Below are 17,988 nucleotides of genomic sequence, written 5' to 3'. Positions count from 1 at the left end.
CTCTTACAAATTCTGCCTGAAATGTTTTCAGCAATAAATTGACGTTAATTTTATAAATGCGAAATTGATGCCAGTTCATTCATTAACGTTAACTTCCTACTGCAGCGACGATCGTAATCTGCTTATTATCGGGGACTTCGTTGTAAGATAAGACGGCCAATGTCTCGGACGCATTTTTCACAAACTTTGCCACCGCATTTCGTATGGCCGGAGACACCAGCAATACCGCTGATTTTCCTGCCAGTTCCTGACGTTGCGCAGCTTCACTTACGGAAGATTGCAAACGTTCTGCAAGAGAGGGTTCTAACACAATATTATCACCGCCAACCTGCCCCGCCTGTTTCGCTTGTTGTACAGACTGTAACAAAATGTTTTCAAGACTCGGTTCTAATGTAATAACAGGTAACTCATCCTCAGAACCGATTATGTTTTGAACAATCATTCGGGAAAGCGCCAACCGAACCGCTTCCGTTAATGAATCAGGGTCTTTAGAACGCGCCGCAGCCTCCACAATGGCCTCGGCAATCGTTCTCATATCACGAATAGGCACTTGTTCAGAAAGCAGGTTTTGCAGAACCTTCAACAAACCACTCAACGTCAGAGTATTTGGTACCAATTCTTCCGACAGTTTTGGCGACTTCTTACTCAGAAGGTCCAACAACTGTTGAACTTCTTCATGACCAATCAACTCATCCGCGTGTTTAAACAACAGCTGATTTAGATGCGTTGCGACCACGGTACTTGCATCAACCACGGTATAGCCTAAAGTTTGCGCCTTATCTTTCAGGCTTGGTTCAATCCAAAAAGCATCCAAGCCGAACGCCGGGTCTTTGGCAGCAATACCGTTTACTTCGCCAAAAACCTGACCTGGGTTAATGGCCAAATCACGGTCGGGGTGAATTTCTGCCTCACCCACAACAACGCCCATTAACGAAATACGATAGACGTTTGGCAGCAGATCCAGGTTATCCCGGATATGGACCGAAGGCATCAGAAAACCAACTTCTTGCGACAGCTTCTTACGGACACCTTTAATTCGGTTTAGCAGCATTCCACCCTGGCTTTTATCCACCATTGGGATCAATCGATAACCCACTTCCAAACCAACGGGGTCAACAGGTGTTACATCGTCCCAAGACAGATCTTTGACATCTTCCGCTTGACCCTCTGCCTGCCCTTTCGGAACATTTTTATCCAACAGCTCCCCTGCCTTACCCTCTTGCTGAACGTCTTCTTTCTTCTTTTTAAGGTAATGGATTAAGTAAGCACCGGCTGCGGCCAAACCACCTAAGCCAAGAAACGCCATATGCGGCATACCCGGCACCAACCCCATCGCAATCAAAATCGCCGCTGATACCGACAACGCTTTAGGAGAACTGAACATCTGACCTACAACCTGATCGCGCATTTCTTCCGCGCTGTTCACTCGCGTCACCATGATGGCCGCAGCAGTCGATAGAATTAAAGAAGGTATTTGAGCAACCAGACCATCACCAATGGTCAACAAAGAATACTTTTCAACGGCATCAGCAAACTCAAGATCGTGCTGCCCCATACCGATGGACAGCCCACCGATCAAGTTTATTAAGAGGATTAAAATACCCGCAACCGCATCGCCTCGAACGAATTTACTGGCACCGTCCATGGAACCGTAGAAGTCCGCTTCCTGAGCAATATCCGCCCTTCGGGTTTTGGCTTCCTCCTGATCGATCAGGCCGGCATTCAAGTCGGCGTCAATTGCCATCTGTTTACCAGGCATCGCGTCCAAGGTGAAACGGGCACTAACTTCGGAAATACGACCAGCACCTTTGGTGACAACCACAAAGTTGATGATCATCAAAATGGCAAACACCACCAAACCAACTGCATAGTTTCCGCCAATAACCACTTCACCGAACGCTTCAATCACTTTACCGGCGGCATCTCCGCCCTGGTGACCTTCAAGCAACACCACTCGGGTGGAAGCAACATTCAATGCTAAACGTAATAAGGTAGCGACCAAAAGAATGGTAGGAAAAACAGCAAACTCCAATGGTCGAAGGGCATAAACGCCAACCAATAAAACCACCAGAGCCAAGGCAATGTTGAAGGTAAACAACACATCGAGAATAAATGGAGGGACTGGCAAGGTCATCATTGCCAATAAAGTCAGCAAGAGTATGGGCACCCCCATATTATTACTGAAAACATTACCGGCATTACGAAACATATCTTTGGTTAACATGCTCGGCCTACCTAACGCTGGAAATTTCATTAAGCTCCACTCCCTTTAAACGTCGACTACATTTTTTTGACGCATTAATTAATCTGAAGGGTCTTCCGCAAGAAGTGTTCCTATTTCGGTATATTTCGGAAAATAATTAAAATAACTTCGGTTTAAAAAACAATATGGGCCAATTGCAACCTGAGGCAGGAGGGTTTTATGTCAGTGAACATATAACCAAAAATGCGAAAACTTCCTCCCAGCAAAGAAATTTCCGCATTAGACTTAATCGTGTTGTAAATCGTCTGGAATTGGCATATCTCCAAGATCTTTCGGTTTCGGCCCTCTGCCCTTCATGTACTGATCCAACTGGAATATGTAAGCCAGTACCTGAGCGATCGCCACATACAGCCCTTCTGGAATTTCATCCCCAATTTCCGTGTTATAAAAAATAGCACGAGCCAGTGGCGGCGCTTCCAGAATTGGAATGTCGTATTCGTTACCAATCTCACGAATTTTAAGTGCGATTTGATCCGCGCCTTTTGCCAGCATGATCGGCGCAGACGCCACTTTAGGGTCGTATTTCAACGCCACCGAATAGTGGGTCGGGTTAGTAATGATAACATCCGCATCCGGCACATCGCCCATCATTCGGCTGTTGGCCATCTCCATTTGTAACTGACGAATCTTACGTTTAACTTCTGGCTTACCTTCCGTTTCTTTAAATTCATCCTTGATTTCCTGCATGCTCATTTTGAGTTTTTTGGCATGCTCATAAATCTGGTAGGGCACATCAATGATGGCAATGATCAAGGTGGCAGACGACAACGCAATGGCACTTAACGAGATAATCACCATCGAATGCTTGATTGATTGCTCCAGCGATTCCATCGGCAATGTCAGGATTTCATATTGCATCCAATCCATAATCAAAACCGCAAGGCCACCGACCAGGCAAATTTTAAGAATTGACTTAATAAGTTCGATCACTGAGCGCATCGAGAACATACGCTTGAAACCACTGATCGGGCTGATACGATTTAATTTTGGCGCCAATGCTTTACTGGCAAAGTTCCATCCACCCAAACCAAGCGGCCCGGCAATGGCTGCAAACAACAACAGAGCCATCAACGGAGCCAACCCCAACACAGCCTCTTCCGCTGAACTGGCCAAGTGAATAGCCATCTGGTTCGTGTCAAAAACCGCTGCACGCTGAACCGAAAAATTATCTTTCATTAGATTCATCATCGATTCAGTGATATTGCCGCCAAAAATCCAAAGCCCTACGGTTCCTGCCATCAGAACAGCAAAGGTACTCAGTTCCCGCGACCGGGGAACATCGCCTTCCTCCCTGGCTTTTTCAATCCGCCTGGGCGTGGCCTCTTCTGATTTTTCCTGACTGCTGTCTTCTTCTGCCATAACAAACCCTATTTGAAACCAGGAAGCAAAATCATCTGAATACTATGCTTTAACAAGCAAACGCATAAACTGCAACGTATCCGCCACAAACGTCTGATAAAGCGCCAACATATTAATTTGAGTAACCCACATAACAAACAATCCCAGAATCAAAGCCACAGGAAAGCCCAAGGCAAACACGTTCATCTGAGGCGCTGCACGGCTCATCACACCAAACGCCATATTGACTATGGTTAACGCGACTACGGCAGGTAACGACATCAACAAAGCCCCCGCCATCATCCAGCTTCCCCACAAAGGAATGAGATGCAGGTCTTCCACATCCAGCCCTTTTACATTTACGGGGATGGTATAAAAACTCTCCACCAGTATTTCAATGGCCACCAAATGGCCGTTACTGGCAAGAAACATGACCGTCACCATCATCAAATAAAACTGGGATATCACAGGCACACTGACCCCGTTCGCCGGGTCGTTCATCATCGCGAAACCCAGTCCCATTTTCATACCAATGATCTGGCCTGAAATCACAAACAGCTGCATAAAAATTTGCAGCAAAAAGCCCAAGCAAACACCGATCAAAGTCTGGTTCAAAATCAGTAAAATGTGCTCCATCGCCAGCGGGTCCATTCTCGGCACAGGCGGTAAGATTGGCGCAACCACAATCGTGATCACCAGCGCCAACAACAATCGTATGCGCGTCGGAACAAAATTAGCGCCAAAGAAAGGGGCAGCCATCAAAAAACCTGAAATACGAAACATGGGCCACATGTATCGGCCAACCCATGCGGTAATTTCAGGTGTACTGACTTCGATCATGGCGCGGTCCTTAGCCAATCACAAACGGAATGTTGGTAATCAAAGTCTGGGTATAGTCCATCAACTCCCTCATTAACCATGGCCCACCCACAATCAGAGTGAACAAAGTAACAATCAAGCGAGGCAAAAACGTCAGCGTTTGTTCGTTAATCTGGGTTGCGGCCTGAAAAGTACTCACAATCAGACCAACCACCAAACTCGGAGCAATGATCAGCGATACCATGATCATAATCAGATAAATCGCTTCCGAAAAAATATCCACTACCACTTCAGGTGTCATGCTTTCTCTCCCCAGTCAAACGTTAAAACTCGACGCCAGCGTTCCAATAATTAACGCCCAGCCATCCACCAAGACAAACAACATAATTTTAAAAGGCAGAGAAATAATGATGGGTGACAACATCATCATACCCATCGCCATCAAAACGGAAGCGACCACCATATCGATGATCAAAAAAGGAATAAAAATCAGAAACCCAATCTGAAACGCAGTTTTAAGCTCACTGGTCACAAAGGCAGGAATCACAATATTGAGCGGAATATCCTCAGGCCCCTCTATGTCGGTTTTCCCTGAAATCCGGACGAACAAGGCAATATCATCTTCGCGGGTTTGCCCCAGCATAAATGCCCGCATGGGTTTTTCAGCTATTTCCAGCGCTTCCAGCGAGGTCAGTTCTTCATTGATGTATGGCATTAAAGCGTTTTTATGAATGTCTTCCAAAATGGGGGTCATAATAAAAAACGTTAAAAACAGCGCCAAACCAACCAGAATTTGATTCGAAGGCGATTGCTGAAGCCCCATGGCCTGTCGGACAATGGAAAATACGATAATAATTCGAGTGAAAGATGTCATCATCATGACCATGGCTGGCAACAAAGTCAGCATGGTCATGATGGCTAAAATTTGGATGGTAACTGTGTATTCCTGACTGCCATCAGGGTTCGTTGTCAAAGCAACGGCGGGAATGCCCGGTTCAGCCCAAGCGGGTAAAACCGTCAAAAATCCGATTAAGAGACTAATCGTCCACTTTAGTCTGTTTACCCTCATTTACTGCCGTCCCCTTTAACATGGTCTGTAACTTAGCGCCGAATACGCTATTAACAGATTCAGGAGAAGACCAGGTCGCTTGCTTCTTATTTGCCTTAATATCAATCGGTTCATCAAGAACCATTAAGGTCTGCATTGCTTGCGCCGTAATCCCAACCAAAACCTGCTGGCCGCCCACGTCTATCAAGCAAATGCGTTCTTTGGTACCTAAAGCCTGCGTCGCCAATATTTTGATCACCGCATTACTTTGTCCAATCTGACCGCCAGATAAACGTCGTACTAACCAAGCAGCTACAAAAATCATGCCTATTACCGCAAAAAGCCCTGCAACCGTTGTAGCCAGCTGCACAGTCGAGGTATGGGAGTTGGTAGAATCCGGATTTTGAGGATCACTCATCAATTGTTTGACGTAATCCGAAGTGGCCGTCTGAGGTGTTTCCTGACTCTGCTCTGCCTTTTCTGACGCATTCGAATCAGAAACAGCCATATCTGAAGAAGAGTTCGTTTTTGAAACATTCGCATCTGAAGAACTTTCAGCTGCCTCCTCAGGAATAAGAACATCCTCCACTGAAACGTCGCTGGCCAAAGAAGTATTCAAAGAACACAAGAACAGCAACACTAAGCTGAAACGAAAGTAAGAATTTTTCACAGACATCCCGATTACAATACCCTGTTATTTTTTATTACGGCTTATATCAGTCTAACAGTGAAAAATTAAGGTGACTAACAAAAGATGAATAACAGCTTAGCTGTTACCCATCTTTTGTTCAGGGGTTCAGAAGGTTTATACAAACAGGCTATCGAAGTTTCTTAATACGTTCGGTTGGGCTCACCACATCGGTCAGTCGAATACCGAACTTTTCGTTCACCATCACAACTTCCCCGTGTGCGATTAATTGACCATTCACCAATACATCCAGCGGCTCACCTGCCAGTCTGTCCAGCTCGATAACAGACCCTTGGTTCAGCTGAAGCAAGTTACGGATGGAGATTTCAGTATTACCCACCTCCATGGAAATGGTGACCGGAATATCAAGAATAACATCCAGATTAGGGTTATTCGGATCGGCCAGCATATCACCTTCCATAGGCTCATTATCCGGCTCAAGAATCTTATTTTTTTCCGATACGGCTTCATCACCACTTTCTGACCCACCCGCACCGGCCTCTTCCATCGCTGCCGCCCACTCATCCGACAGTTGATCTTGATCTACATTCTCTTCCTGACCTTCAGGCGTATTTTCGTCAGCCATGTCGACTCCCCTTTAAATACTTCAATCTAGGTGTTCTTTAATTTATACGTTTCTCACCACATGAAAGGTAAGAAAACTTTGGCTACGTTTAAGTAACGAATAGCCTTCTTATCGCAATCGCTTCTTCACAGGTTTAACCACTTTCACTGCCAAACGCTCAGCAGAAGCCCCGAGCTGACAATCAAACGTCGGAACACTGTTCGCGCTCATAGTAATATGCTCTGGCATTTCAACCGGAATAATGTCCCCAACCTTCCATTCAACGATCTCTCCTAACGTCATCTGTCGTTTACAAACAGACCCGGTTAAGGTCGCTGTCAGATTCAGACAATACTCCCTGAGGATTTTTTCCCAGCGTTCGTCTACTTCATCAATGTCCGATTGAACACCGGCGTCCAGGATTTCCCGCAAAGGCTCGATCATGGAATACGGAATCGTCAGCTGTAAATCACCGCCGCCACCGTCAAGTTCAATGTGAAAAGTGCTCACCACCACGACTTCAGCCGGGCTTACAATGTTGGCCATTGCAGGGTTGACTTCGGAGTTAAGATACTCGAAATCCACATCGAGAATGGAGCCCCAGGCTTCCTTCATATCAATGAACAGCTGCTCAAGAACCATCTGAACAATACGGGTTTCTGTCGGTGTAAACTCACGCCCTTCAATTTTCGCGTGTCGGCCATCTCCACCAAAGAAGTTGTCCACCAACTTAAAAACCAGTTTGGCATCCAAAACAAAAAGCCCAGTGCCTTTCAATGGCCGGATCTTAACCAAGTTCAAACTGGTAGGCACATACAAAGAATGCACGTACTCACCAAACTTCATAATCTGAACACCGCCAGACACTACTTCCGCGCTGCGTCTTAACAGATTAAATAAACTGATACGAGTATAACGGGTGAATCGCTCGTTAATCATCTCAAGCGTCGGCATCCGACCACGAACAATCCGGTCCTGACTCGTAATGTCATAAGATGCTACGCCTTCACCCGTTCCGCCTTCGGAATCGGTATCAACGTCACCATCATCAACGCCATGTAAAAGCGCATCGATCTCATCTTGTGAAAGTAAGTCCTGCACAACTCATACCTGCTTATTTATTTGTTATTAAAAAGAAAGATGCTTGATCACGTACCAAACCAACATAATTGCATAACCACCAATGAAACTATTGGATAGCTGTGCTGAACGTTATTGCATCACTATGTTGGTAAATAACACCTGCTCAACCATTCCTCCTTCGCCAATATTCTCAGCCACCACTTCATTCACGACTTTTAATGACTTTTCTCTTAACTCATCTTTGCCTTCCGCTGTTTTCAGATGGTTAAAATCCTGGCTTCCAAACATAGCCAACAAACCACTTTGAATGGCTGGCTTGTTGACTTCCAGAGCCGCCATGAGGTCAGAATCACGAGCCATTAAAGTCACATAAACTTGCATGTAACGCTGACGATTACCTACCTTATAAGTCACCACAAACGCAGGTTGAATTTCCATGTATTGCGCAGGTAGTTTTACAACCTCTTCGACCACATCCTCTTCCGATTTTTCGTCATCGCCACTGAACACCAAAAAGGCAACACCACCGATGGACAACAAACTCACCAAAGCAACGATTCCGATCACCAAAAACAGCCGTTTCTTTCCTGTTTGAGGTTGATCCGACATATCAATATCTTCTTCAGCCATGTTTTCTCCGTATCACCTTGCGTTTATTAAAATTATGCCACTCTATGAGCGTCCTGATTAATACCACCTTTTTACCTAAGTTCAATGCCATTCTTCAAGTTAATATACTGATAATTATGTAAAAAGGTGTTTTCTTAATTGTAGTCAAGGTTATGAGAAAACCAGCTTACGCGTAATAATCAACCAGCTTTAATGACGCTGTCACCGATTTTTGTTTATCCAGATTTTCCAGCAATTCCATAACGGCGGTGTCATCAGGCTCGTCCGCTTGTTGGCGACTGTTTTCCTCTGAATAAAGTTCTTGCGGCTCGGAATCATCTTTTTGCTGATCGGACACATCAACATCCACCAGATCAACCCCGTTTTCTTCCATCATATCTTTAAGGCGGAAGCTTTGTTGCTCCAGGGCTTCTCGTACACCTGCATTCGGGGAAGTAAAGACGACACTGGCCTGATCACCCTCCACATTAATTTTGACCATCAACGCGCCAAGTTCAGGCGGCGACAGTTTAATCTCAGCGGTTTGGATGTTTTTGGTCGACATCACCATGACTCGTTCACTCAACTCTTGAGTAAACTGACGATGACCTGGAGGAACCGGAATTTTTTGCAAAGAAACCTCAGCCTCTTCCATCGCGGAAGATTGAGGCTGATTATACATTTGCAACGGTACTGTCGGTTGCGAGCCGTTGGTTATATCATCCAACGACGCTGACAGGCTGGTAGCTGCCGTAGAAGCCATCATCGACTTGAGGCCATCCAACACAGAACTTTTCGCAAAGTTTTCAGACTGCACAGATTGTTTTAACAACTTAAGTGAAGACAATAAAGAAGTATCAGCCGTTTGCGGTAAACCAGTATCAACCAAACCTTCTTTAGGCTGACCGCCCAGCTGATTTTGGCCAAGCAACATCCAAGGCATTTGCCCACTTTGCTGCAAACCAACAGGCATTGTGAACTGCCCTTCAGACAGTTTAGCCAACGCATTTTGAATATCAGACGCATTCAGCTGCAAGCCAAAGCCATTTGCCAGACCTACAAGCCGCTGAGAAATATCCTGATAAGCCTGCATCAACTCATCTTCACTTAAAGACTCTAGATCGCCCAACTGAGCAAAGTAATCATCCAAAGTTTGCTGCAGTTCATTCAAAAAGCCTTCCGGTAACTCACCTTCCCTGCCTGGCAAAGCAGTGCCATCCACCGGAGACTGAGTGCCGCTTTGCTTTTCTACAAAATCAGCCATTGCCTGTTCGAAGCTGTCCGAAAAATCGGTACCAGATTCTGAATCACTGCGATGAAAGCCCTTATTATCAGCCGATTTGCTGCTAACCGGGGCTTCTGAAGAAATAATATTCAGTTGAGGAGTTGCCATGTTATTGCTCCAAAAATCATAACCATGATTCTATAGAGCAATTAGCTTGCCAAGATTAATTAATTTGTTCGATCAGAAGTTCTTTAACGATCAGGTATTCACTTTCGATGCCACTGTAAAGGCTTTCAACACCGGATAGGTCATTTTCACGGCCCTTATCTTCGGTTTGTTTACATAAACTGCTTAAATAAGGCGCTCCGATATTACTGCAACTGCCTTTAAAACTGTGACTAACCTTACCGACCTCATCGGCATTGCCGCTATCAATCGCGACCCTGAACGCAGCCAGTTTCCGCTCTGCATCAACAATGAAAGTTTCAATAAGGCTTTGAAACTCATCTTCCATCACATCTTTCAGCTCTGAAAGGGCGTCCAAGTCCAAGTGTTGAAGTTCAGTCATTAATCTTTCCTGATTCCGTATTCCGTTATAATTTTCTAAAACTACATTAAATAGTCTGATTGAGGTAGAAGGCAAGTGTTTTAAGTCGCGTTGATTGAAATCTCCCAGCACCAGCTTTTTTAGGCCCAGGGAGGCTAGCTGCCAGTTTGGGTATAATGCCAATCAAATATCACTTCAACTTGATTTCCCTTACCTTGATATTCTACCGAGCGACATAAAGTTGAAATCAATGGAATACCACGCCCGCAATACTGTTTATCCGATTCGTTTTCCATTTTACTTTGAAAATCAAAACCTTCACCACTGTCACTGATCAAGACACTTAATGAACCACCGGTTTCCGTTGGCACATGATTCAATTTGAAGTTAACAAAGCCTGTTTCCAGGCTTTCGAGACGTTCAGCACGTAAATCATAGTATTCACTGAACCCCAAGGGATTCTTTTTAAGATCAGAGTTCAACTTCAGCACCCCGTGTTCAAGAGCATTAGAGTACAGCTCTGCCAAAATGGTAAAGACTTGGCCACTGCATCTTCTCAAGCCCGGAACCTCAGTAATAAGCTGAAGTACAAAAGGTAACGGATTAAAGTATTTTAAACTTAAAGGGTTCAAACGATAATCAAGGTGCCAATCCATAGGCCCTTTGTCCGAGACATTAATCGCTTCTTCGGGAAGAGCCTCAATTTCCTGTTCATTCGGAATCCGCACTTCCACCAAAGTAATGTCATCATCTCGTTCGGCTTCGCCCAAATAGGCCTCTACGGTTCCTTTGATGTCCTGAAACAAGTTTTCCGGTTTTTCACAGCGATCAAAAATTTCGATGAGGCGTTCTTCACCAAACATGACATCCTGATCATTTCTTGCTTCATGAATACCGTCAGACCACATAAAGACCCGGTCGCCTTCACTGACCTCGAACACCTGCATTTTTACTTTGAACTGATCTGAGCCGAGCACACCCAACGGCAAGTGATTTGAATTTATCTCCAATCGTTCGCCAGACGCTTTCTTATACAAATAACAGGTAGGTAAGCCACCAACCCACACCTTCATTTCCCGTTCGCGAAACTCAATATCCACCATACAGGCACAACAAAATACGCCTGTAGGTAAAATGGCTTTCAACTTGGCATTTATTTCACGAATGATTTCTTCAATGGTAAACCCTTTACTGGTTAACGCATAAAAAATCTCTGCCATTGGCATCGCACCAATCGCAGCCGGAAGGCCATGGCCGGTGTAGTCACCCAATAACACATGCATCCCCCCGGAAGGTTTTCGGGCGGCAAGTAACACATCGCCATTAAACACCGCAAGGGGAGACAACAAATATTTAATGTTCGGAGAGTCCAGACAACCTGAGTGCGCTACGTTATCAAATACCGCTTTCGCCGTTTCCTGCTCATGCAATAAATGCTCGTTATGAAGCACAATCTGATCACGCTGTTTTTGAAGCGTTAAATGCATGTTCCGCATTCGACGGAAAGCATTGATCTTAGCTTGTAGAATAATTCGGTTGTAAGGTTTCGATAAAAAATCATCGCCGCCCGCTTCCAGGCACTTAGCGAGCGATTCAGCATCTTTCAGAGAGGTAAGGAAAATAATCGGAACCAGATCCTCGCCAGCCAGTTCCTTAATTCTTCTGGCCGCTTCGAAACCGTCCATATTGGGCATGAGCGCATCCAGGAGAATCAACTCAGGCTGTTCTTCAATAAAACGCTCAACTGCCTCAACACCGTCACTGGCGGTAACCACCGCATGACCTTGCTTTTTGACAATCGCATGGAGAATCATGCGATCCGTTTCATTATCGTCGGCAATTAGTATTTTAAGGGAGCCACCATCATCTTCCATAATAAGGGATCTCCATGCTTTCTTAGCCGAAGTTAATCATTAGTCGATTTCAAAAAGCTGTTCAAAGTTTGAAATCGTCAAAATTTTCTTAACATCGCTATTGCAGCTGGAAATTTTAATACGTGCACTGTCTCCACCCGCATGATCTCTTAATAAAAGAAGCATACCCAATGCAGAGCTGTCTAGATACGTTGTTTCGCCCATATCGACCAGATATAAGGCTGGTGCACTGTCAACTTTCTCATAGGCATCACGAAATTCTTGGTGTGCACTAAAGTCAAAACGACCTTTAACCTTAATAGTAAGCTCACCTGTACTGCCATCAAGCGAAGAAACAATTGCCATAGATAACCTCATTATTGATTTTATACGATTCCATTCCTCACCCAATTAAAGAGTGATTACCTACATAATAGCCAAAAATTATGTTTATCCAACCATTTTGATTCAAGAAATGATAATTTTATGATTTTACTAAAGTTTCTATTATTTTATACAGGCTTTCAAAATCGCTTGCGCCATATGTGGTAAAGCCACTTCTTTATCCACTGCGCCCAGTTTTACGGCAGCCCCAGGCATTCCCCATACCACAGAAGTTGCTTCATTTTGCGCCAAAGTACGACCACCGATCTGCTTCACACGAAGCATGGCCTCAGCACCATCGGCCCCCATGCCCGTTAACATGACAGCAACACAATGCCCCTTGGATGCCAAGCTTAAAGAGTCAAACATCACTTCCACCGAAGGTTTATGGCGATTTACCGTTTCACCATCGTCGAGTACCGCATAATAACCACTTCCGGAGCGACTTACTTTTAAGTGCCGGTCACCCGGAGCAATCAAGGCCATACCCGTGGACAACCGATCGCCATGCTCAGCTTCTTTTACCCTAATGGCACTGCCATTATTAACCCGCTCAGCAAATGACTTACTGAACCCAGCAGGAATGTGCTGACTGACAATAATCGGCGGGCAGTCTGCAGGCATTCGGGTCAGAACTTCTTTCAAAGCTTCTGTCCCTCCTGTCGATGCGCCAATGCCAATCACTCTGGAGTGATCCACCTTGGATTTCACGTGTTCAGGCACAACCAATGCCGTCAGTTTCTGCGCTGAAGGCTCAAGTTCAATCGAACGAACATTCGCTCTGGCTGCAACCTTCACTTTAGAACAAATTTCATCAATATAGCCGGAAAGGGCCAATTCACCTGCGACCTTCGGTTTGGCTACATAGTCCACAGCACCCAGTTCAAGTGCTTGCAAGGTTATGGGTGCGCCTTGCTCTGTTAACGTGGAGACCATGACAACAGGCATAGGTCGCAGTCTCATTAAATTACGTAAAAATGAAATACCATCCATTCTTGGCATTTCAACATCCAATGTCAGTACATCCGGGTTTAACCGTTTGATTTCTTCTCTGGCAACCAAGGGGTCTTCTGCAGTACCGACCACCTCAATGCCCGGATCTGAATTTAGCACCTGTTCCAGAACACTCCGAATGGATGGCGAATCATCTACAATCAACACCTTAACTTTTTGCATTCGGGTACAATCCTTTAATCAAACAACTCAATACTTCCACTTGTGGTATCCCCAATGTCTTTATCAATCCTACGCATGTAGTCTTTTTCTCTGGCAAGAATCGTATCATTAGATACCTTACGTATACGTTTGACCAATACTTTTCCTGTGTCGGGAAAATAGATAACTTTTCTGGGCAACACGCCACCGATGTCCTTCGCAATGATATCCATGCCTTCACTCTTCAAATATTCTTCAACAAACTGGATGTTTCTGGCCCCGATGTCCGTCATGTTTGCAAGCACCTGACCACCACCAAAAACCTTAACCTCCATCCGTTGACGTAGAGCCCCCAATTTCAACAAACCATTAATCAGATATTCCATGGCCCAATTACCATAGCGGGTTTCACTGCTTATCGGAGCCCCATCCCATGAAACGTTTGAATGGCCATTATGATGAGGAAGCATAAAGTGATTCATGCCTCCAATGCCCAAAATCGGGTCCCGGATACACGCTGAAATGCATGACCCCAATACCGTCGATATAACCTCTTGTTTTCCAGAAAGATAAAACTCCCCTGGTAGAATTTTCGCCACATAACACGCGTGCTTTGGGTCCCAGAAACGTTTTACATGGTCAAAACCAGGTAATAATCTGGGTGGTTGAGGTCTTTGTTTTCGATCAAGCATGTAGTGCCTTTAGTTTATTTTTTTATAACGTGTATGACCTAATGCATTAAACCTTGTTGAAACTCTGTGTAAGTTTTCAGAATGCCCTATCATCAAATATCCCGGGTCTTTTAATACATTGGCATAACGATCAAACAAAACTTTTTGAGTTTCTTTATCAAAGTAGATCACCACATTCCGGCAAAAAATCACATCAAACTGCCCCTTCATAGGCCATTTGTGTAACAAGTTTAGACGGTTAAACGTAATCAGGTTGCGAATTTTATCCTTAGCCATTAGTTGATGATCATTTCCTTGACCTGACTCATCAAAAAACTCCAGCCGGTCTGACTTACTTAACCCGTCGGCGCCTGAGTTTGGGTATATGCCTCGTTTGCCTTTGGCTAATACGTTGGAGTCCAGGTCTGTGGCCAAGATTTTCACGTCCCACCCTTTGTAGCGAACCAGATTATTTTTGAGAAATCTGGCCAAAGTGATCGCAATGGAATACGGCTCCTCTCCCGTGGAACACCCCGCAGACCAGATACGCACCCTCTTTGAGGCCGAGTTCGCTTTAAACACTTCAGGCAATACCGTTTCTTCAAGAAACTCAAAATGATGCCGTTCTCTGAAAAACGAAGTTAAATTGGTTGTAATACTGTTCACAAAGTGACTGAGTTCATCACTTTCTCGGTTCTCCAGCACATGAATGTACTGGTCAAAGTCATGCACCCCAAGCGCCCTGCATCGTCGAGCTAACCGGCTATAGACCATTTCCCGTTTATGATCACCTAGCACGATTCCTGTACGGTCATATGCCATGTTCTTAATATGATCAAAATTAGCATCCGTCATCGGAAATTCGCGTGACTTCATGTTCACCACACCACTCCTCTTGAACCAGATAAACAGACTGAGAAAAAAACAAAGATAAAAAAGGCCCCTTAAAGGGCCTTGATTTAACGGAAGGAACCGCTGGGACTAAAATTCATCCCACTCATCTTCAGCATGTGAGACATCCATACCAGCAGGGGTTACAACTGACGACGATGATGATACAGAAGGCGCTGGAATACTGGCCATTGCCGGCGAAATAATGGATGAAAGAGAGCTACTGCCACCCCCGCCTAAAGTAAAAAAGCCTACTAAGTTTGACATCTTACGGGATTGTTCCGCCATCGCTTCCGCAGCAGCCGATGCTTCTTCAACTAAGGCCGCATTTTGCTGCGTCATCTCATCCATCTGACTGATCGCCGTATTAACTTGATCAATACCTGATGTTTGCTCTCGGGCCGCGTTGGATATGTCCGCCACCATTGAAGTCACACGTTCCACGGCACCCACAATATCCGACAAGGTATTACCTGATTCATTCACCAGTGCCGTACCGTCTTCCACTTTGGAAACACTGTCTCGAATCAGGTCTTTAATTTCTTTCGCGGCACCCGCAGACCGTTGCGCCAGGTTTCGAACTTCCCCCGCGACCACGGCAAACCCGCGACCTTGTTCACCGGCACGAGCCGCCTCTACCGCCGCATTTAATGCGAGCAGATTTGTCTGGAAAGCAATTTCATCAATCACACCAATGATGTCAGAGATTTTCTTACTGGCAACATTAATTTCTTCCATCGCGCTCACTGCGTTGATAACCACTGCGCCACCTTGTTGCGCCTTGGCCTTCGCTTCTTCTGCCAACTGACTGGCTTCTGCGGCATTATCAGCCGCTTGTTTTACCGTGCTGGTCATTTCTTCCATACTGGACGCAGTTTCTTCCAGTGAAGAGGCCTGTTCCTCTGTTCGCTGACTTAAATCGGCATTTCCTTGAGCAATCTCATCGGCCGCCGAAGAAACATTAATAGCGGATTGGCGAATCTGACCAATAATATCCGTCAATTTCTCAGTAGTCTGATTGGCATCGGTTTTAAGTTTCCCAAAAATACCTTCGTAATCCTGCTCAATTTTTTCAGTCAGCTTACCGTGAGACATTGCATCCAATACACGAGCCGAGTCATTTATGACACCATCCGCGATGGCTACGAGCTCATTCAAACCGTCACTGATTAATTTAAAGAAGCCTTCTTTCCCTTCCGTTGCAAGACGAACACTTAAATCCCCCTTTGCGGCCCCTTCAATCAGGTCACCAATTTCACGTTCAGCCTTCACCTCATCGGTACGATCATTCCATTCAACCACCGTTCCCAAACGTTCTTTTTCATCGTTATAAATTGGGTTAGCAATCAAAGCAAAGGTTCGGTCAGCAACACCAATTTGCGTCCGATAAGTTGAACTCAGACTGGACAGCAAATTTCTTTGATGAGCCGGATTTTTATGGAAAATATCAAAGTTACTGCCAATCACTTTATCAGAGCTAAAGTTCGGCAACGCTTTTCTAATATCGGACTCTGCAGTACGAAGCATCGAAATCACGGAGTCATTGGCGTAAACAATGTTGCCCTGGTCATCTGCCAACATGGTATTCGCCGTGACCGAGTCCAGTGCTTGTTTAATTCTGGAATTTTCATTCGCAACTCGCTGCTCTTCCTCTTGTTTAGCCAGTGAAACGGTAATGTCATCCCACTCCACGACGGTACCTAAGCGAGTCCCATCAGCATCAATAACCGGAGATGCAATTAAATCAAACGTCAGATCAGATATTTTTAAACGGGTTTTGTAAGGCTCACGCAAATTAGCTAACAGACCTCGTTGATGCGCCGGATTTTGATGAAAATCGTCCACACACGTTCCGATTAAATCCTTCACTCTGAAACTGGTCAGTACCTTTTGTATCTGCTGTTCCCGTTTGTTCAGCATTTTAATGACAGCATCATTAAGATAAGTAATCTCCAAGTCCGTATTAGCATACATCACATTCGCCTGACACTTATCTAACGCCATTTTAATGCCTGCATTGATATTGGCTTGTACCCGTTCAGCTTCGATTCTTTCTTTTTGATTGGCTTTCATGGTGCTTAATGTTTGACTGAACGCACCCAGCTCATCTTCTCGGGTCGAAAAGAACTCAACATCCTCTCCGGCACCGTATTTACCAACATCCACCGATAGATCCGCCATTGGCTGAATAATCACTTTCCTTACCAACCAAAGAATCACCAAGGTAAGAATGATCATAAAGATAAAAATAAGCGCCAATGATATATATTCAGCTCGCTCCATCGATGCTTCTTGCTCATTAATCAACGAATCCACTGCATCATCCGAAACAGTCACCAACTCGCTGACCAGCTCCGTAGGTTCCCGGTCAATCCCCCGAACAGACTCGTCCCCAGCCGTAGGAGAGTAACCGCTTGTAATAAAGGCTCGGTAACCGGTGCGATAGGACACCCCCATTCTGGTGTGAAGTGTTTGGAATTTATCTAAGATACGAGTAAAACGGCCATGCTTATCGTGCTCTCGAATGTCTTCCACCAGCCGTTGAACATTGCCTTCAGACTCTTGAAATTTTACCCAGTACTTCTCGCGATCAGACTCCTTGAAACCTCGAATTAATACATTCTTCCACTCTTGTACCTGAGTTTTAAATTCTTTTTGTAATTCAGCAGCCCGTTCCGCTTCATGGAACATATTTTTAATTTCTTCACTGTAATACTCTGATTCTTTGACCAGATAATTTTCTGCTCCGAAGACCAGAATACCCAGCATCGACATAGTTACAGTTAAGATAGCGATCATTTGTCTATTGAGACTTGCCTTTACCCAGTTCATCATTATCTCCTTAGGAA

17 protein-coding genes are annotated in these 17,988 nt (G+C 44.9%); all 17 read right to left on the bottom strand.

Annotated elements, in window-relative coordinates:
* Positions 1-88 precede the first annotated feature (88 nt).
* The 17 genes from flhA to ABD744_RS03170 all read right to left on the bottom strand — a co-directional run bounded on the left by flhA (position 89) and on the right by ABD744_RS03170 (position 17,971).
* Complete coding sequence (gene flhA, locus ABD744_RS03250; RefSeq protein WP_344795404.1) at positions 89-2,224, bottom strand: flagellar biosynthesis protein FlhA; 2,136 nt, start codon at positions 2,222-2,224, stop codon at positions 89-91.
* A 264-nt stretch (positions 2,225-2,488) separates the two neighbouring features.
* Positions 2,489-3,622, bottom strand: coding sequence for a flagellar biosynthesis protein FlhB (gene flhB, locus ABD744_RS03245; protein WP_344795402.1), 1,134 nt, complete (start codon positions 3,620-3,622; stop codon positions 2,489-2,491).
* 42 nt (positions 3,623-3,664) lie between these two features.
* The gene (gene fliR, locus ABD744_RS03240; protein ID WP_344795400.1) at positions 3,665-4,441 is read right to left on the bottom strand and encodes a flagellar biosynthetic protein FliR; all 777 of its coding nucleotides are present in this window, start codon (positions 4,439-4,441) and stop codon (positions 3,665-3,667) included.
* A gap of 10 nt (positions 4,442-4,451) precedes the next feature.
* Complete coding sequence (gene fliQ, locus ABD744_RS03235; RefSeq protein ID WP_344795398.1) at positions 4,452-4,721, bottom strand: flagellar biosynthesis protein FliQ; 270 nt, start codon at positions 4,719-4,721, stop codon at positions 4,452-4,454.
* Between the two features lie 15 nt (positions 4,722-4,736).
* A complete protein-coding gene (gene fliP, locus ABD744_RS03230) occupies positions 4,737-5,489 on the bottom strand; it encodes a flagellar type III secretion system pore protein FliP (RefSeq protein WP_344795396.1) in 753 nt (250 codons plus the stop codon).
* Entirely contained in the window at positions 5,458-6,138 is a 681-nt protein-coding gene (gene fliO, locus ABD744_RS03225; protein WP_344795394.1) for a flagellar biosynthetic protein FliO, read from the bottom strand. Before fliO ends, fliP begins: the two co-directional genes overlap by 32 nt.
* Positions 6,139-6,286: 148 nt before the next feature.
* Complete coding sequence (gene fliN, locus ABD744_RS03220; RefSeq protein WP_344795392.1) at positions 6,287-6,742, bottom strand: flagellar motor switch protein FliN; 456 nt, start codon at positions 6,740-6,742, stop codon at positions 6,287-6,289.
* Positions 6,743-6,850: 108 nt separating this feature from the next.
* Positions 6,851-7,822 carry a flagellar motor switch protein FliM gene (gene fliM / locus ABD744_RS03215; RefSeq protein WP_344795390.1) on the bottom strand — a complete coding sequence of 324 codons (972 nt, stop codon included), beginning with the start codon at positions 7,820-7,822 and terminating at the stop codon, positions 6,851-6,853.
* 111 nt (positions 7,823-7,933) lie between these two features.
* Positions 7,934-8,434: a flagellar basal body-associated FliL family protein gene (locus ABD744_RS03210; RefSeq protein WP_344795388.1), complete on the bottom strand. Its 501-nt coding sequence runs from the start codon at positions 8,432-8,434 to the stop codon at positions 7,934-7,936.
* 166 nt (positions 8,435-8,600) lie between these two features.
* Entirely contained in the window at positions 8,601-9,806 is a 1,206-nt protein-coding gene (locus ABD744_RS03205) for a flagellar hook-length control protein FliK (protein WP_344795386.1), read from the bottom strand.
* Positions 9,807-9,861: 55 nt separating this feature from the next.
* Positions 9,862-10,206: an Hpt domain-containing protein gene (locus ABD744_RS03200; RefSeq protein ID WP_344795384.1), complete on the bottom strand. Its 345-nt coding sequence runs from the start codon at positions 10,204-10,206 to the stop codon at positions 9,862-9,864.
* Positions 10,207-10,340: 134 nt separating this feature from the next.
* Positions 10,341-12,059 carry an ATP-binding SpoIIE family protein phosphatase gene (locus tag ABD744_RS03195; RefSeq protein ID WP_344795382.1) on the bottom strand — a complete coding sequence of 573 codons (1,719 nt, stop codon included), beginning with the start codon at positions 12,057-12,059 and terminating at the stop codon, positions 10,341-10,343.
* 39 nt (positions 12,060-12,098) lie between these two features.
* Positions 12,099-12,404, bottom strand: coding sequence for an STAS domain-containing protein (locus tag ABD744_RS03190; protein ID WP_344795380.1), 306 nt, complete (start codon positions 12,402-12,404; stop codon positions 12,099-12,101).
* A gap of 141 nt (positions 12,405-12,545) precedes the next feature.
* Entirely contained in the window at positions 12,546-13,598 is a 1,053-nt protein-coding gene (locus ABD744_RS03185) for a protein-glutamate methylesterase/protein-glutamine glutaminase (protein WP_344795378.1), read from the bottom strand.
* 14 nt (positions 13,599-13,612) lie between these two features.
* The gene (gene cheD / locus ABD744_RS03180; protein ID WP_344795376.1) at positions 13,613-14,269 is read right to left on the bottom strand and encodes a chemoreceptor glutamine deamidase CheD; all 657 of its coding nucleotides are present in this window, start codon (positions 14,267-14,269) and stop codon (positions 13,613-13,615) included.
* A gap of 9 nt (positions 14,270-14,278) precedes the next feature.
* The gene (locus ABD744_RS03175; RefSeq protein ID WP_344795374.1) at positions 14,279-15,124 is read right to left on the bottom strand and encodes a CheR family methyltransferase; all 846 of its coding nucleotides are present in this window, start codon (positions 15,122-15,124) and stop codon (positions 14,279-14,281) included.
* Positions 15,125-15,229: 105 nt separating this feature from the next.
* Complete coding sequence (locus ABD744_RS03170) at positions 15,230-17,971, bottom strand: methyl-accepting chemotaxis protein (RefSeq protein WP_344795372.1); 2,742 nt, start codon at positions 17,969-17,971, stop codon at positions 15,230-15,232.
* Positions 17,972-17,988 lie beyond the last annotated feature (17 nt).

It is taken from the genome of Litoribacillus peritrichatus, from assembly GCF_039537985.1.
GTDB lineage: Bacteria > Pseudomonadota > Gammaproteobacteria > Pseudomonadales > Litoribrevibacteraceae > Litoribacillus > Litoribacillus peritrichatus.
This window is presented reverse-complemented; position numbering and strand designations above follow the sequence as displayed.

What these genes read in the sequence shown, in the direction of transcription:
- flhA (WP_344795404.1), bottom strand. Translation starts at nt 2,224, where the DNA reads ATGTTAACCAAAGATATGTTTCGTAATGCCGGTAATGTTTTCAGTAAT.
- flhB (WP_344795402.1), bottom strand. Translation starts at nt 3,622, where the DNA reads ATGGCAGAAGAAGACAGCAGTCAGGAAAAATCAGAAGAGGCCACGCCC.
- fliR (WP_344795400.1), bottom strand. Translation starts at nt 4,441, where the DNA reads ATGATCGAAGTCAGTACACCTGAAATTACCGCATGGGTTGGCCGATAC.
- fliQ (WP_344795398.1), bottom strand. Translation starts at nt 4,721, where the DNA reads ATGACACCTGAAGTGGTAGTGGATATTTTTTCGGAAGCGATTTATCTG.
- fliP (WP_344795396.1), bottom strand. Translation starts at nt 5,489, where the DNA reads ATGAGGGTAAACAGACTAAAGTGGACGATTAGTCTCTTAATCGGATTT.
- fliN (WP_344795392.1), bottom strand. Translation starts at nt 6,742, where the DNA reads ATGGCTGACGAAAATACGCCTGAAGGTCAGGAAGAGAATGTAGATCAA.
- ABD744_RS03210 (WP_344795388.1), bottom strand. Translation starts at nt 8,434, where the DNA reads ATGGCTGAAGAAGATATTGATATGTCGGATCAACCTCAAACAGGAAAG.
- ABD744_RS03205 (WP_344795386.1), bottom strand. Translation starts at nt 9,806, where the DNA reads ATGGCAACTCCTCAACTGAATATTATTTCTTCAGAAGCCCCGGTTAGC.
- ABD744_RS03200 (WP_344795384.1), bottom strand. Translation starts at nt 10,206, where the DNA reads ATGACTGAACTTCAACACTTGGACTTGGACGCCCTTTCAGAGCTGAAA.
- ABD744_RS03195 (WP_344795382.1), bottom strand. Translation starts at nt 12,059, where the DNA reads ATGGAAGATGATGGTGGCTCCCTTAAAATACTAATTGCCGACGATAAT.
- ABD744_RS03190 (WP_344795380.1), bottom strand. Translation starts at nt 12,404, where the DNA reads ATGGCAATTGTTTCTTCGCTTGATGGCAGTACAGGTGAGCTTACTATT.
- ABD744_RS03185 (WP_344795378.1), bottom strand. Translation starts at nt 13,598, where the DNA reads ATGCAAAAAGTTAAGGTGTTGATTGTAGATGATTCGCCATCCATTCGG.
- cheD (WP_344795376.1), bottom strand. Translation starts at nt 14,269, where the DNA reads ATGCTTGATCGAAAACAAAGACCTCAACCACCCAGATTATTACCTGGT.
- ABD744_RS03175 (WP_344795374.1), bottom strand. Translation starts at nt 15,124, where the DNA reads ATGAAGTCACGCGAATTTCCGATGACGGATGCTAATTTTGATCATATT.
- ABD744_RS03170 (WP_344795372.1), bottom strand. Translation starts at nt 17,971, where the DNA reads ATGAACTGGGTAAAGGCAAGTCTCAATAGACAAATGATCGCTATCTTA.